The organism is Fulvimonas sp. R45 (genome assembly GCF_030504985.1).
In the GTDB taxonomy this organism is placed as follows: domain Bacteria; phylum Pseudomonadota; class Gammaproteobacteria; order Xanthomonadales; family Rhodanobacteraceae; genus Rhodanobacter_A.
Genome location: NZ_JASERU010000003.1, coordinates 81674 through 97165 on the forward strand (window position 1 = coordinate 81674; position 15492 = coordinate 97165).

The following is a 15492-nucleotide window of genomic DNA, read 5'->3' on the forward strand; positions in this document are numbered from 1 at the left end:
ATGTAGAGCAACGCCAGCGGCAACACGCCGCCGTCGGAGACATGCCTGTCGGCCATCAATGCGCGTTGCAGTCCCATGAGCCGTAGGGGATGGCATGCGTGGCGACGTATGCCTTGGCTCTGGGCGAGAGCTTTGCGTAATGCCCTTTCATCTTGCCAAGCCCCGGCCCTTGCGGCACCACCGTCGCCTTGACGCACATGACCGGAATGGGATCCTCCAGCACACCACCGACCCACACTCTGATCCAGCCTCCCGGCGCAAGACCGAGATTGAGCTTTGTGTAGTACCGGGCGTCAGGCGGCATGTGTTTGAAGTTCGGATCAGGAGGCCCTTTCGTCAGCATCAATTTGCGCACCGAGTCGGGAATGTCCACGGTGGCCTGATAGGTCCGCGGCTCCGCCAGCGACTGCCAGCGCACGTAGACCTGCCGGGGCAGCGCAGCGCCCGTCACGTTGTAACCCTTTCCATACCCCGAACTGGTCGCCCAGCCCGCCGGGCTGACGTCATCCGGGTCGTTATCGTCCCCCAAAGCCCCGGGCGACAAGTCGTGGAAACGCCGCCCGGTGACATCGACCACCTGGGCATCCTCCACCCATACCTGCATGTGCGGCACGTCGCTGAAACTCAGGTACCAGGAGCGATACGGAAGATGGGTTTCACTGGCGCAGGCGGTCAGGGCCAGCGTCAGGCCGAACAACCAGAGCAGGCCACGCTTCATGCCTTGTCCTCGTTGGGAATGACCACGCGCCGGCCGTCGTCGGTGGGCCGGTTGATGTAGAGCAACGCCAGCGGCAACACGCCGCCGTCGGAGACATGCCAGTCAGACGAGTGGTGCAGGTAGCGTTGCCGCAGGAGGCGATTCTCGTCGTGGCTGAGGTGGAACGATCCGCCGCCCTGGACGTAGGACAGCGTGCGGGCAAGCACTGTCCGGAGTTCGTCGGGCATCTGCATTTCAGACAGATCGTCTGGTGATTGGCTCCACGGGATGCCTGCCTTTTTCGCCAGCCCATACATGGCTCGCAATGGTATGCCCGCATAGCCATTCGACAGCGTGCGCCGCATCTCCACGGTGGCGGCCACGGTCTGCATGGGCACGCTGCCCCAGCGGGTGTAGTGGGACGCTTCGTCAGGGTGCGTCACGGCCCAGCAGTGGATGCGCATGGCGGCGGCATTGGCCGGGTCCTGTACCTGCAGGCGCTGGAGCTGCCGCTGGGCCTCTCGGTAGGGGCGCGTGCTTTCCAGCGGACGCATGGCGTTCTCCTGCCCGAGGATCGGACGGATCAGCCACACCACTTCCTCGGCGCCGTCGAGGTAGCCGCCGCCGATGTCGGAATGCGCGCCGGGCAACGGAATGTCCTGATACGGCGGCGCCGCCGAGGTCAACGGGAAGTTGACGCGGCACTCGTCGCGGGCGGTGAGTGCACCACGCCGCGCGTCGCGCAGCCTTCGGGCAGGCACAGGTAGAAGCCGTTCGCCGCGTTGCTCGCCACGGAGGTATCGGGCAAGGCGCCCAGATGCGACACGGTGTCGAACAGGCCCACGAAGCCGGCGCGCAGGTCGGTCTTCCACGCGAAGCCCGGCTTGAGCTTGAGGTTGGCGCCGGGGATCACGTCGCCCAGCGGGCCGTGGCCGCGCTGGTTGACCAGGTGCAGGAAGTGCCGCGCCTCGGCCGCGCCGCGCGAGAAGCCGAAGATGTCCAGTTCGATGGCTTGGGCATAAGCATGGGGATGCTTGCGTGCAAACGTGCCCAGTGTCTCAAGCAAGGCGACGTAGAACGCATCCTGCACCCGCTGCACCATGCCGCTATCGCCGCTGCCTGTGGCCAAGGCGACGCTGTTGTCGCCCTGGCCGCTGACGGTGCCGTCGCCCTCGATGTAGATCGGGATGAAATAGTCGCCGCCGTGTGCGATCGGGGCGTCGTCGCGGGTACTGTCCGGGTACAGCGTGTGCAGGTGGCGAACGTTGGTGGGGCCGTCACCATAGCTGGTGTCGTTGACGTATTGACAACCGGCCAGCAGCACGGCTTCCTCATGCTTGTCCTTCGCCATCGCGCGGCACTGCGCGCCGATGCGCGCGTTGTCGGCGTTGTTGGCGGTGCCGTCGAAGAACAGGCCGATGCGCAGCGTGACCAGCTCCTTGGCCGGCGTGCTATCCGGGCCGGACGTGTCATCGTCCATGAGCGCCGGCGTGGCGGGCGCGGCCATGTCGGCCGCCGGCGCCGGGCCAAGCGCCCGCGCGAATGAACTTGCCGTGTCGCTGCCGCCGGCTGGCGTGCCGGTGGTGACGCTTTGCGAAGCGATCAGCGTGGCTCCGCAGGCGGTCTTGTCGCCGTGGCGGGCGACCGCCCGGCCCATCACGATCATGGTGTCGTCGCCGGTGGCGATGGTGGTGGCGTGCCCGCATTGCGGGCACGTCACCGGGTCGCCAACGCGGGCGATCTGCTTGCCGTGCGTGGTGGAGGTGGTGGTCCCGCCGACGACGGTGCCGCCGTGGCTGGTCTTGTCGCCGATGACGATGAAGGGTTGGTTGTGCGGAGAGGTCATGGTCGCATCCTGCGTGTGAGGTGAAATCCGCCGAGCGTGGGTAAGGCGCTCCGCGCGTACCTTACCCGGTGTGCATGGCCCGAATCGAGTGCCCAGGCTGGCGTCGATGTCCCGCTGGTTTGTTTTTTGCAGACGGGTCAATACCAGCAGCGCGGCCAACAGATAACGTCGAGGTGGTCACTTATTTCCGGGAGCGCGATCAGTGATTACCAGAATCTGCACGAACCGCATGCGCCACGCCTTTCCAGTACCTCTCCTCGCTGTAAATGTATTATTTTTGTATATGACTCCCGCGATTCGCCGATGCCGGATCGCGCACCTTCCCCGGGCCACCCGACGACGACGACGAGGATTCCGATGAAGCGACATGCCCATGCCCTGGCGGCGCTCGCGCTGCTCGCACTGACGACGGCGCTGCCCGCGCCGGCGCAGGAAGCCCGACCCGCCATGCACGGCAAGGCCAACCCCGCCGCCGTGGTCGAACGCGGCCAGGTGCGCTTCACCGTGCTGACGCCGCGCATGATCCGCATGGAATGGTCGCCCGACGGCCGCTTCGTCGACGCGCCCTCGCAGGTGTTCATCGACCGCGACCAGCCGGTGCCGAAGTTCACCACGAGCACCCGCGACGGCGTCCTCCACATCGACACCGCATCGCTGAGCCTCGCCTATACGCTGGGCAGCGGCCGCTTCAGTCCGGGGAACCTCTCGATCCGTTCGAAGGGTTTCAGGACGGCCTTCGAGTGGCACCCCGGCCAGGCGGAAACGGGCAACCTGAAAGGCACGGCGCGCACGCTGGACCGCTACCGCGGCGACGTGCAGGTCGGCACCGGCAAGAAGCTGGACCTCGGGCAAGGCCTGCTGTCGCGCCAGGGCTGGCACCTGATCGACGACTCGAAGAGCTTCCTGTTCGACGACAGCGCCTGGCGCTGGGTCGAGCAGCGCCCCTGCGCCGAGTGCCAGGACCTCTACTTCCTCGGCTACGGCCACCACTACAAGGAAATCCTGGGCGACTTCGCCAGGGTGGCCGGGCGCGAGCCGATGCCGCCGCGCTTCGCCTTCGGCTACTGGTGGTCGCGCTACTGGAACTACTCGGACAGCGAAATCCGCGAACTGGTGGAGAACTTCGAGCGCTACGGCATCCCGCTGGACGTGCTGGTCGTCGACATGGACTGGCACCGCACCGACCACCTCGACTGGGATCCCAAATACGCCAAACAGGACGCCTTCGGCCAGCTGGTCGGCTGGACCGGCTACACCTGGAACCGCAGCCTGTTCCCGGACCCGGCGAAGTTCCTGGCGTGGCTGCACGGCCAGCAGCTGAAGGTGACGCTCAACCTGCACCCGGCTTCCGGCGTGGCGCCGAACGAGGCCCGCTATCCCGCCTTCGCCAGGGCGATGGGCGTGCACGACGGCAAGGCCATCGGTTTCGAGGCCGCCGACAAGCGCTACATGCGCGGCCTGTTCGATACCGTGCTCGATCCCCTGCATGCCGAGGGCGTGGATTTCTGGTGGCTGGACTGGCAGCAATGGCCCGACTCGAAGAAGCTGCCGGGCCTGTCCAACACCTGGTGGCTCAACTACGTCTTCTACACGCACATGCAACTGGCCGACCAGGCGCGCGCGATGATCTACCACCGCTGGGGCGGCCTGGGGAACCACCGCTACCAGGTGGGCTTCTCCGGCGACTCGGTGATCGCCTGGCAGTCGCTCGCCTACCAGCCCTACTTCACGGCGACGGCGTCCAACGTGCTCTACGGCTACTGGAGCCATGACATCGGCGGACACATGTTCACCGACGACACGCCGGAGGACCAGCGCCACATCGATCCCGAGCTCTACGTGCGCTGGATGCAGTTCGGCGCCTTCAGCCCGATCCTGCGCACCCACTCCTCCAAGGAGGCCGGCCTGCGCAAGGAACCCTGGCGCTTCCCGCCCGAGGACTTCGCCGCGCTGCGGCAGATCATCGACCTGCGCTACGCGCTGGCGCCCTACATCTACACCGCCTCGCGCGAGGCCTACGACACCGGCGTCTCGCTGCTGCGGCCGCTGTACTACGCCTGGCCGGACCAGGCCCAGGCGTACGACGCCGGCAGCGAATACATGTTCGGCGACGACCTGCTGGTCGCCCCCGTGACCCGGCCGATGCAGGACGGCGTGGCCAAGGTATCGACCTGGCTGCCGCCGGGCCGCTGGTACGATCGCAACCGCGGCGACGTGCTGCAAGGCGGGCGCACGGTCACCCGCGACTACGCCCTGGACGAGGTGCCGGTGTTCGTCCGCGCCGGCGCGGTGCTGCCGATGAACCCGCCCTCGGTGAAGAAGCTGCAGGACATGGACAACGGCGCCATCGTGCTGCGCCAGTTTCCCGGCGGCACCGCGCATACGCGGCTGTACACCGACGCCGGCGACAGCGAGGGCTACCGCCACGGCGAATACGCCTTCACCGCGATCGACGGGCAACGCGACGCGCACGCCGCGACGCTGACCGTCGGCCCGCGCCAGGGCCGCTATCCCGGCATGCCGCAGGACAAGCAGTTCACCATCGAACTGCCGGACGCGGGCCTGCCGGCCAGCGTCACGGTCGATGGCCAGCCGTACACCCGCTCGGACGATGCACGCCCGGGCCACTGGCAGTACGACGGCGACACGCTGACGGCCCGCATCGTCGTGCCCGCCCGCAGCGCCGACCAGCCGCTGAAGGTGGCGGTGCGTTTCGCCGACCCGGCCGCCGACGTGGCCGGCCTGCGCTACCGCATGAAGCGCACCGCGGCCGCGGTCGAATGGCTGAAATACCACTGGAACTCGCCGGCCCCGCTGCCGGACGACGTGTCGCTCGCCGCGCAGCTCGGCCGCCTGATCGACTACCGTCCCGAACGGTTGCCAGCGCTGGTGAAGGCGTTCGATGCGCGGCTGGCGAAGCTGCCGTCGGAAGTCGAACGGACGCACGCCGATGCCAAGGTGAAGGCGCACTTCGCCCGCATGATCGAGGCCATCGGCAAGGATTGACGCCAGGCACGGCCTGGCAGGCGCGCCCCGTGCGCGGAAGGCTCCCGCGATACGCAGCCGAAGCCCTTCGCGCACGGCGCCCCGCTCCTGCACGGGGGACGCCCGCCCGGACCGGCGGTGAGCAGTCCGTGGCATGGTTCTCAAAACCGGGGAAATCCCCCGGCAATACTCGACCGGGCGCACAGGCCCGGCACCTCGCCGACCTGCCGCCGCGAAGACCGCACCACGCACGTTTCCAGGCCGGATCGGCGCCACGCCGCCACCCCGGCCATGGGACGGATGGGGACATGCAGCCTGCATCCCCTTTCCCGGTCATGCCCTAGAGGAGAGCTTCCGATCATGAACTCGACGTCGAAGTCCCGCTCGTTTTTAGATCGATTGAAATTTCCCGGGCTCCGCCCCGGAACCCCGGGAGCGACACGGCTATACCGCCTGGCCCTGGCCTGCCTCGTCGCCATGGCCACGGCGCTTGCCACGTCGGCGACCGCGCAGTCCCCGCAACCCGAATCCGGGCCGCGAACCGACGGCCCGACCGCCGTCGCCCGGGCCCGGGTGGCGGCGGACGTGCTGATGGGCTCGTACGACCCGGACAAGGCCTGGTTCCCCTCCAGCTGGTGGAACTCGGCGGTGGCCCTGCAGACCATCGGCGACTACATGCAGCGCACCGGCGACCGCCGCTACCTCGGCCAGCTGGACAACACCTTCGAGAAGGACAAGGGCGTGTTCCCGGCGGGCGCGCTGTCCGGCGATCCCCTGCTCGGCAACTTCACCAGCCGCGCCATCGACGACTCCGAATGGTGGGGCCTGACCTGGGTGCAGGCCTACGACCTCACCGGCAACCCGAAGTACCTGGCCATGGCGGTCACCATCGCCGACTACGTCGATGGCTACTGGGACACCGGCACCTGCGGCGGCGGCGTGTGGTGGAACGCCGAGCGCACCTACAAGAACGCCGTCACCAACGGGCTGTGGATCCGGCTTACCGCCGAACTGCACAACCGCATCCGCGGCGACCGGACGTGGCTGGACCGCGCCCGCACGGCCTGGGCGTGGTTCCAGGGCAGCGGCATGGTCAACGCCCGGGGCCTGGTCAACGACGGGCTCACCGACAGCTGCACCAACAACGGGCAGACCGTGTGGAGCTACAACCAGGGCCTGGCGATCGGCGCCGGCCTGGAACTGTGGCGCGCCACCCGTGACCCGGCCGTCCTGGCCACCGTGCGCAAACTGGCGGACGCCGCGATCGCACCGGGCGGGCTGGTTTCCAACGGCGTCCTGACCGAGCAATGCGACGCCCTCGACCAGACCTGCGACGACAACGGCAAGCAGTTCAAGGGCATCTTCATGCGCTACTGGACCGACCTGGTCGACACCACCCACGATCCGCGCTATGCGGCGTTCCTGGACGAACAGGCCGATGCCCTCTGGAACGACGACCGCGACGCCGCCGGCCGGCTGGGCACCCGCTGGTCCGGCGCCACCAGCGCCGACCATCCCAACGTCTTCGACTGGCGCACCCAGGCCAGCGCCCTCAGCGCGCTGATCGGCGACGTGCCCGCCCACCCGCCGCAGGCATCCCTGGCCGCGACCATGACCCCGGCGCAGCCGGTGATCATGCCGGCGGCGTCGGGCGCCTCGCCCATCGCCATCGACCTCGGCGTCTCGGCCACCGGGTGGCTGCCGGTCCTGGCCAATGCGTCGATCCAGGCCCCGGCCGGATGGAGCGCCTCGCCCGCGTCGGCCCAGCTGCGCCTGCGTCCACGCGGCACGGCCTACCCGGTCAGCGGCACGATCCCGCTGCAGATCGCCGTGCCGGCGCTGGCCACCGACGGACACCACCGGGTCGACGCCACGGTCACCGCGCCCGGGCTGCGCTTCACCACCCAGGCCGACGTGCTGGTCGCGCACGCGATCGACTTCGACACCGGCACCGTCGACGAGACCCCGTGGCTGTGGGACGCCGACCACTCGCAGAGCAACGGCGTGCAGAACCGCTTCGCCGACGGCAGCGCCCACTTCACCTACCGCTTCCCGTTCCCGTCCGACACCACGTCGGCGCAGGTCACCCTGACCATCGACAACGAATACCTGGTCCAGGTCAGCGCCGACGGCCAGAACTGGACTACGGTGCTGCAGGTCAGCCAGCCGGTCACCGACGGCTCGAACAAGGCCGACCGCAGCATCGACCTGACGCCGTACCTGGGGAACGCCGGCAACGGCGCGAAGCCGGTCTACGTCAAGGTATCCGATGCGTACCCCAACGACGGCTGGGGCGGGCGCGTGTACCACGTCAAGGCGGACATCACCGAGTAGCCGGCCGACGCGGCTCGTCCCAAGGAAGGCGCTGGCCAGCGGCATGCTGGCCAGCGCCACGCCGCGCTACCCGCGCCAGTTGGCGTGCGCGCGCCAGAACTCCACGCTGCGGCGATAGGCCTCCCGGTCCAGCGGCACGCCCGAGCCGCCCTCGTCCACGCCCAGCGCGTTGCGCATCATCGTGATCGGCGCCATCGGCGTCTCCTCGGGCTCGGCGGTGTACATGCAGCCCACCACGCCCCAGTCGGCCTCGATCGGCGAACCCTCCTTCGCCAGTTGTTCGCGGCTGTAGAGGATCGGGATCAGGTACGCCGCCACCGGCGGCTCCAGCCCTTCGAACCAGCGCACCAGCACCGGCAGCTCGTCGCGCGTGCGCGCGTCGTAGTCCGAGCGCAGCAGGTGCCGGTTGTCGTCGGTGATCGGTACGGCCAGGCAACGCGTGGAGGTCCAGTTGCGATGCACGTGCAGCTTGCAGAACGGCGCGTAGCCATCCAGCACCTTCAGCGGCGGCACCTCGTTGAGGTGGCGCTCGAACGCCTCGGGCGTGCAGTCCTGGATCGTGTTGCGGCGCGGCTCGCGCGGGAACAGGCGAGGAAGGGCGAAGTCGGTGAGGACGATGGACATGCGGCAGGCGACGGTGGAGGGATCGCGCATTATCGCCTGCCGCTCGTCCCGGCCCCCGCACGGCGACGGCGCCGGGGCTGGTGCGCAGGACACCAGCGGCCGCGCTCGGGCCAGCGGGCCGGAACCGGAGGAGCGGATTATTTGTCGTACTATTGCTTTGCCGCTGGGCGCTCGATGACCTGCGCCCGCAGGCGCGCCCGATCCTGCACGGAGACCATGTATGACCCAGCATGACCCGTCCCAAGGCAGGCGCGATTTCCTGCGCGCATCCGGCGCGCTGGGCCTGGCGGCGATCATGCCCGGCACGGTGTGTGCCGTCCGTTCCGATACCGGGTCCACACCGCCGGGCGAGGCCGGCGCCGCATCGGGCATGCCCCCGCCCTCGCGCGCGCCACTGGCCCCGCAACCTTTCCGGCGGCTGCCTGCAGGCGCCATCCGGCCCGCGGGCTGGCTGCGCCGCCAGCTGGAGATCCAGGCGTCCGGGCTGGGCGGCCACCTGGACGAGACCTGGGCCGACGTCGGCCCCGACAGCGGCTGGCTGGGCGGCACCGGCGAATCCTGGGAACGCGGCCCGTACTTCCTGGACGGACTGCTGCCGCTGGCCTGGCAGCTGGACTCGGCGCCGCTGAAGGCGAAGGCGCAGAAGTTCATCGACTGGACGCTGGACCACCCCTGGCCCAACGGCATGTTCGGTCCGCGCAGCAACGACGACTGGTGGCCGCGCATGGTCATGCTCAAGGTGCTCACGCAGTACCACGAGCTGACCGGCGATGCGCGGGTGATCCCGCTGATGACGAATTACTTCGTCCACCAGCTGGGCGCGCTGCCGCAGCGCCCGCTGCGCGACTGGGGCCGCTCGCGCTGGCAGGACGAACTGCTCTCGGTGCTGTGGCTGTACGAGCGCACCGGCGACCCGCGCCTGCTGCAGCTCGCCGCCCTGCTGCGCCGTCAAGGCTTCGACTGGCAGGGCATGTTCGCCGACTTCCCGTTCAAGGCGAAGGTCGACGTGGCCGCGCTCGAGGCCAGGGGCGGCGGCGACGACGTCTTCATGAAGGACCTCGGCCAGCGCGTGCACGGCGTCAACATCGCCATGTCGATCAAGTCCTCGCCCGTGTGGTCGCTGGTCTCGGGCAGCGCGCACGATCGCGCCGCCGTGCACCACCAGCTGGCGATGCTCGACACCTGGCACGGCCTGCCGAACGGCATGTTCTCGGCCGACGAGCACCTGGCCGGCCGCAATCCCTCGCAGGGCACCGAACTGTGCACCGTGGTGGAAACGATGTTCTCGCTGGAGGTGGCGCTGGCCATCACCGGCGACCCGGCCCTGGCCGACCGGCTGGAGACGATCGCCTACAACGCGCTGCCGGGCGCCTTCACCGACGACATGTGGGCGCACCAGTACGACCAGGAACCCAACCAGGTGGAATGCAGCCTGCACCGGCGCCCGTGGACCAGCAACGGCCCGGAGGCCAACCTGTTCGGGCTGGAGCCCCACTTCGGCTGCTGCACCGCCAACTTCCACCAGGGCTGGCCCAAGCTCGTCCAGAGCCTGTGGATGGCGACCGCGGACGGCGGCATCGCGGCGATGGTCTATGCGCCCTGCACAGTGCAGACCGTGGTGCAGGGCGTGCCGCTGCGGATCGAGCAAAGCACCGACTATCCGTTCCGCTCCCGCGTGGAGATCGTGCTGCATCCGGCGCGGGCCGCCACCTTCGCGCTGAAGCTGCGCATCCCGGGCTGGGCCACCGGATCGACGCTGAGCGTGAACGGCCACGCGCAACCTACCGAACGCGCCTGGCGCTTCGTGACCTTGCACCGCGAGTGGCGGCCGGGCGATACCATCGCGCTGAGCTTCGCCAGCACGCCGACGATGGTGTCCGGCTTCAACGACTCGGTCAGCGTGCGCGACGGCGCGCTGGTGTTCGCCCTGCCCATCGCCGAATCGTGGATCAAGTGGCGCCAGCGCGGACTGACCGCCGACTGGCAGGTCTACCCGGCCTCGCGCTGGAACATGGGCCTGCCGGAGAACGCGGTCTTCCGCCGTGCCGAGCAGCCGGTCGGCCCGGTCCCGTTCTCGCGCCACCAGCCCCCGGTGACGCTCAGCGTGGAAGGTCGTGCGGTGGCCAGCTGGAAGGCCGAGGAAGGCGCCGCCGATCCGGTGCCGCGCCGGCCGCAGGCCGACGCGAGCGACACGCCGCAGCTGCTCACCCTGCTGCCCTACGCGGCGCCCAAGCTCCGCATCACGGCGTTCCCATTGCTGGCGCCCGGCAGCAACGAGCACCCCAGGGACGACCATGTGGGCTGAGAGCCTGTTCACGATCTCCCCGTAGCTCGCGTTGCCTTGCCCTGGCCGCCCGGTGGGAGTGCGTGGCGCAGCGCCTGCCTGGCGGGCAGGCCAAGCCGCGCGCGCTGCCGCATGGTGGCCAGGGCAAGGCAGCCCTTCGGGCCGGGTCTGTTGGCCCGCCTCCCTGCGTCATCGCTCAGTCGTGGACGGACGTCCACTCCTTCGCTCTTCCTTGATCTGCGTGCCAACAGACCCGGCGCGGGCCACGGGGAAATCTTGAACAGGCTCTGAGAGCTGCAACGGGGTCTCGCGCCGGGGCTCCTTTCCCCGGCGCGCGTGGCGCCGGGCAGCGCCCTTCCCCCTCCCCTGTCGCGTGCCTACTGCCCCGATGCGGGCGTCGCCTGGTAGAACACGTTCGACCAGGCACCGTTGCGCTTCACCCACAGGGACGATGCATAACTGTCGAGCCGGAAGGCTTTCCCGTGGTCGAGCCCCGCCGCCTTCGCGTGATAGGTGACCAGCGCGGCGTCCTGCGCGACGAAGCGGACGTCGAATCCCGAAAGCGCGCATTGGTCGAAGCGCACTCGTGCATCCATGGCCGACTCTTCGCTGGCCGCCTTGCCCACCACGCCGCCGCCGGTCACCGTGATGAAGTCCGGGGCATGGAGCGCCCTGTAGGCAGCGGCATTCCGCCGGATCGCCAGGTCCCAGCTCGCCCGCTCTTCCGCGATCAACCGTTGCGCAACGGTGTCACGGACCGCGGCGCCGGCGGGAGGTCGGCTGGATGCGACGCGGCAAACGGCCGGCGGCGTGGCGTGGGCGGTCCAGGACAACGATACGGTGGCCAGGATTGCCCATGAAATTCGTTTGTTTGTCATGAATCCAGAATGTCATTAGGATCGAATGAACGTCAATCGAACAGATTTCGGAATCATGGCCGGCTCGACCGATCTCGACCGAACAGACTTCGCCATCCTGCGCCTTTTGACGAAAGACGCGTGGCTGTCCAACAAGCGGATCGCGGCGGAGGTGGGCCTTGCGCCATCGAGCTGCCACGAGCGGATCAAGTCCCTGAGGGCGCGCGGCGTCCTGCTGGGCGCGCATGCCGAGGTCGACCTCGCGGCGATGGGGCTCGTGCTGGAAGCCGTGCTGTTCGTGCAACTCGGCAAGCTGGAAGTCGAGGTGGTCGACGACTTCGTCAGTTCGACCGCCGCCATTCCGGAAGTACGCAACGTGTTCCTGGTATCGGGCCGCTCCGACCTGATCGTCGACGTCGTCGTGCGCGACATGCAGCACCTGAAGACGATCATATCGGAGCACTTCAACCGCCACGACGTCGTGCTGCGCGTGGAAACCTCCGTCGTGTTCAACAGCCGGCACCAGCATGTCGTGCCGCCCCCGCAGCAAGCATAGGGCGCGGCCTTCCGCTTTCGGACTTCGCGCCTGCGGAGGACGAGGTGCGTGGCGCGCGACGCCCCGTTCACGCCGCGTGCGGGTAGTCGCGGCATAAACTTGCGCCCGGTCGCACCGATCCCGCGCCGTTCACCCAAGGAGGCCCCATGAACGCCAAGTCCCTGCTCGCTTTCTCCCTCACCGCCATGCTCGGCGTTGCCGCCAGCGGCACCGCCGCCGCGCAAAGCAGCGGCGTGCTCGTGCGCAACGACGGGATCTATTTGCGCTGCGACCAATGCGGCACCGTGCAGCGCGTGGAACAGAACATCACCCAGGGCGGCGGCCATGGCACCGCCGGCACGATCATCGGCGCCATCGCCGGCGGCGTGCTCGGCAACCAGGTCGGCAAGGGCAAGGGCCGCAAGCTCGCCACCGTGGGTGGCGCGGTGGGCGGCGGCTTCGCCGGCCACGCGATCGGCAACAACGCCGGCAGCAACACCAGTTGGACCGTGCGCATCAAGATGGGCAACGGCAGCTACCAGAACATCCAGGTCAAGGACGCCAGCGGCATCCGCCAGGGCGACCTGGTGCAGGTGGATGCGAACGGGAACATCACGCGGATCCAGTAGGGTCCGGCGGGTTGCGGCAAACGAAACGCCCCGGCCGGGGCGTTTCGCCTGTCCGGCCTCCGCATGTCGAGAGGACCGCCTCTCGCAAACCGGGCCGGGGCCGGGGCCGGAGTTCCGGGAAGCGGGCGGCTGGACGGCCGTTGCTCTTCCCGCTCCTGCCGACCGCCCTTATGAAGCCGGCGGCTCCGAACCAGAGAACTTCACCGCGTCGGCGCCGCTGATGGGGCCCGCAACCCGGGCCTGGTCGCTGACGTAGAGCTTGACCCGCCTCTCGAAGGTCAGCGGGCCATTCACGGTCGCGCCCGCGCCGATCACGACCTGTGGCACGTGGTTGCCGCCGTTGCCGAAGTGGATGCCGAGAATCTCGTTCCCGCCGCCGGACTTCTCCACCCGGATGCCACCGTCGACCACGGCGTTGCCCGTGATGCGGATGTCCCCGTTCACCGTGGTGATACCGTGGCCGACATGCGCGCCGTCGATCTCGATGCGCCCATTGACGTTGATCAATGCACCGTCCACGGCCGCCCCCTCCGCGAGGCTGAGCGAGCCATTGACCGTCTTCGCGTCCCCCGCGATCTTGGCGTCCCTTGCCAGCGTGATGTCGCCGTTGACCGTATGGGCGACCCCCGCCTGCGCACCGCTGTCGAGGTGGATCGAGCCATTCACGGTGGTGGCCTTGTCGGCCTTGGCGTGGGACTCCAGGCTCACCGAGCCGTTCACGGTGTGCGCGTCGGAAACGCTGGTGCCCGCCGGCACGTCGACGGAACCGTTGACGCCGTTCACGCAGGCCGTGGTGGCCAACGACAGCACCAGCAGGGCCATGACATACATGCAAAGACGTGTGTGCCGCATGGCAGCCTCGTGCAAAGGGTGGTGGGAAACATCGAGCGGATCGATCGTGCATCAACACCGCTGGTTTGCCAATAGAGTCCCGGCATGACGAAAGGCGGGCGTCCCGGACGCCGGGCTTTCTTCGCACTCCGGCGCAAGCGCGCCCGGTCTCAATGCCCGTTTCGACCCGCGCGGCCCAGGTGGGTCCGCGCCTGCTCCATCACCGCCTCCCGCAGGCGCGCCAGCGCCGCCGACGGCGCGCCGGGGGCGGCATGCAGGCACAGGTCCACGCCCGGCAGCGGCGGCAGGCCGTGGCGTTCATCCAGGCGCATCAGCGTAGTCGGCAGGTCGGCAGCCGTGCGCACGGTGATGCCCAGGCCCGCGGCCACGCCGGCCCACAGGCTGTGCAGGCTGGCGGTGACGAACGCCGGCCGCCAGGCGATGCCGGCCCGCTCCAGCGCGGACGTGCCCGCCTGGCGGAAGAAACACGGCGGCGGGTAGAGCGCCAGGTCCAGTACCGCGTCCGGCCGCACCGCTTCGTCCGTTCCCGCCGCGCCGATCCAGGTCATCGGCAGCGTGGCCAGGCGTTCGGCGTCCGCACGTCCGCCCTGGTTCATGGCAAGCACCAGGTCGAACTCGCCGCGGTCGAGCCGCTCGAGCAGCAACCCGTTGCGTTCCACCAGCACGTCCACCCGCACCGCCGGGTAGGCCTTGCGGAACTGCCCCAGCGCCGCCGGCAGCCAGGATTCGGCGAAATCGCCCGGCAGGCCGAAGCGCACCACGCCGTCGACCGCCGCGCCGCGCACCGCATGGACCGCCTCGTCGTTGAGTTCCAGGATGCGGCGCGCATAGGCGTGCACGCGGTCGCCCGCATCGGTCAGCACCACGCGCCGCCCCTGCTTGCGGAACAGCGGCTCGCCCAGCTGCGCCTCCAGCTTGCGCATCTGCTGGCTGACCGCCGAGGGCGAGCGCCCGACCCGTTCCGCGGCACGCGCCAGGCTGCCCAGGCGCAGGATCGCTTCCAGGCTGCGCAGCGCGTCCATGTCGAGGTTGGGGAGCGGCATAGGTAAGAAATTCAAAAGTATTTCCACCGAATTATTCGGTTTTTCCACATGACGGCAAGCCCTAGGATCGGCGGAGCCCACCCACGCGTGCGTGCGTACCCGACCCGAAGGAGGACACCCATGAGCCTGCATCGCACCCTCTCCCGCCTCGCCATCATCGCCTGCCTGCTGCCCGGCCTGGCCTGGTCCTCCGGCGCCAGGATGGCCGGCGCCCGCGGCGACGTTTCGCTGGCCGGCACCTGGACCCTGGCCGCGGCCGACGTGCTGCATCCGGACGGCTCGCGCTCGCACGACTACGGCGAGGCGCCGAAGGGTCTGCTGCTGATCGACCGCATGGGCCACTACTCGCTGCAGATCTACCGTTCCGACCGCCCGCGCTTCGCCAACCCGGCCAAGGCCAAGGCCAGCGCCCGGGAATACCGGGCGGCCGTGATGGGCTCGAGCACCCACTACGGCACGATCGCGGTCGAGCCGGACCAGCACCAGTTGGTCTTCCGCATCGAAGGCGCCTCCTTCCCCAACTGGGAGGGGCAGGAGCAACGCCGCACCTTCGAATTGCAGGGCGACACGCTCAGCTACAAGGTGCCGCCGCGGCCGAACGGCGACGTGCCCGTGTCGGTCTGGCGACGTATCGGCGATTGACGCCACGCGCGCGACGCCGGCGCCAGCGGAAGGCAGGAAACCCGGCCGCCGGACACCACCACGGCTGAACGACGCACCCGTGCATCCAGTCGTGGTCGGGACCATCCCCGCATCACCTGCCCGCCAACTGTCACATCCGGTCTGCGACCCGTCGCATCTTCGGC

13 protein-coding genes are annotated in these 15492 nt (G+C 69.0%); 6 read left to right on the top strand and 7 right to left on the bottom strand.

The genetic code is table 11. The annotated features are described in order from the left end of the window. Positions 1-55 precede the first annotated feature (55 nt). From QMK61_RS03475 to QMK61_RS03485, 3 genes are read right to left on the bottom strand one after another with little or no spacing between them, the layout of a single operon-like run. A complete protein-coding gene (locus QMK61_RS03475) occupies positions 56-718 on the bottom strand; it encodes a DUF2931 family protein (RefSeq protein ID WP_302070434.1) in 663 nt (220 codons plus the stop codon). After that, positions 715-1383 (bottom strand): hypothetical protein, encoded by a 669-nt coding sequence (locus QMK61_RS03480; protein ID WP_302070435.1) that lies wholly within the window; start codon positions 1381-1383, stop codon positions 715-717. The genes QMK61_RS03475 and QMK61_RS03480 overlap by 4 nt, the downstream gene beginning before the upstream one ends. Continuing rightward, positions 1380-2543, bottom strand: a complete 1164-nt coding sequence (locus tag QMK61_RS03485) for a PAAR domain-containing protein (RefSeq protein WP_302070436.1) — start codon at positions 2541-2543, stop codon at positions 1380-1382. The genes QMK61_RS03480 and QMK61_RS03485 overlap by 4 nt, the downstream gene beginning before the upstream one ends. Before the next feature lie 357 nt (positions 2544-2900). On the opposite strand from QMK61_RS03485, the gene QMK61_RS03490 reads away from it, so the two are divergent. Both QMK61_RS03490 and QMK61_RS03495 read left to right on the top strand, forming a co-directional pair. After that, positions 2901-5549 (top strand): glycoside hydrolase family 31 protein, encoded by a 2649-nt coding sequence (locus QMK61_RS03490; RefSeq protein WP_302070438.1) that lies wholly within the window; start codon positions 2901-2903, stop codon positions 5547-5549. A gap of 570 nt (positions 5550-6119) precedes the next feature. Next, complete coding sequence (locus QMK61_RS03495; RefSeq protein ID WP_302070439.1) at positions 6120-7862, top strand: glycoside hydrolase family 76 protein; 1743 nt, start codon at positions 6120-6122, stop codon at positions 7860-7862. 66 nt (positions 7863-7928) lie between these two features. Here QMK61_RS03495 and QMK61_RS03500 read toward each other — a convergent pair whose 3' ends face one another. Next, the gene (locus QMK61_RS03500) at positions 7929-8486 is read right to left on the bottom strand and encodes a DUF3228 family protein (RefSeq protein WP_302070748.1); all 558 of its coding nucleotides are present in this window, start codon (positions 8484-8486) and stop codon (positions 7929-7931) included. 220 nt (positions 8487-8706) lie between these two features. Between QMK61_RS03500 and QMK61_RS03505 the strand changes: the two genes are divergently transcribed. After that, entirely contained in the window at positions 8707-10791 is a 2085-nt protein-coding gene (locus QMK61_RS03505; RefSeq protein ID WP_302070440.1) for a beta-L-arabinofuranosidase domain-containing protein, read from the top strand. Between the two features lie 356 nt (positions 10792-11147). Here QMK61_RS03505 and QMK61_RS03510 read toward each other — a convergent pair whose 3' ends face one another. Next, entirely contained in the window at positions 11148-11648 is a 501-nt protein-coding gene (locus QMK61_RS03510; RefSeq protein ID WP_302070441.1) for a nuclear transport factor 2 family protein, read from the bottom strand. Positions 11649-11673: 25 nt separating this feature from the next. On the opposite strand from QMK61_RS03510, the gene QMK61_RS03515 reads away from it, so the two are divergent. Next, positions 11674-12183: an Lrp/AsnC family transcriptional regulator gene (locus QMK61_RS03515; protein ID WP_302070442.1), complete on the top strand. Its 510-nt coding sequence runs from the start codon at positions 11674-11676 to the stop codon at positions 12181-12183. 146 nt (positions 12184-12329) lie between these two features. Next, positions 12330-12791 (top strand): glycine zipper 2TM domain-containing protein, encoded by a 462-nt coding sequence (locus QMK61_RS03520; RefSeq protein WP_302070443.1) that lies wholly within the window; start codon positions 12330-12332, stop codon positions 12789-12791. Between the two features lie 168 nt (positions 12792-12959). On the opposite strand, the gene QMK61_RS03525 is transcribed toward QMK61_RS03520, so the two are convergent. Together QMK61_RS03525 and QMK61_RS03530 are read right to left on the bottom strand one after the other, a co-directional pair. Next, positions 12960-13613, bottom strand: coding sequence for a hypothetical protein (locus tag QMK61_RS03525; protein WP_302070444.1), 654 nt, complete (start codon positions 13611-13613; stop codon positions 12960-12962). Positions 13614-13792: 179 nt separating this feature from the next. After that, a complete protein-coding gene (locus QMK61_RS03530; protein ID WP_302070445.1) occupies positions 13793-14686 on the bottom strand; it encodes a LysR substrate-binding domain-containing protein in 894 nt (297 codons plus the stop codon). A gap of 120 nt (positions 14687-14806) precedes the next feature. On the opposite strand from QMK61_RS03530, the gene QMK61_RS03535 reads away from it, so the two are divergent. Next, positions 14807-15328 carry a lipocalin-like domain-containing protein gene (locus QMK61_RS03535; RefSeq protein ID WP_302070447.1) on the top strand — a complete coding sequence of 174 codons (522 nt, stop codon included), beginning with the start codon at positions 14807-14809 and terminating at the stop codon, positions 15326-15328. Positions 15329-15492: the final 164 nt, after the last annotated feature.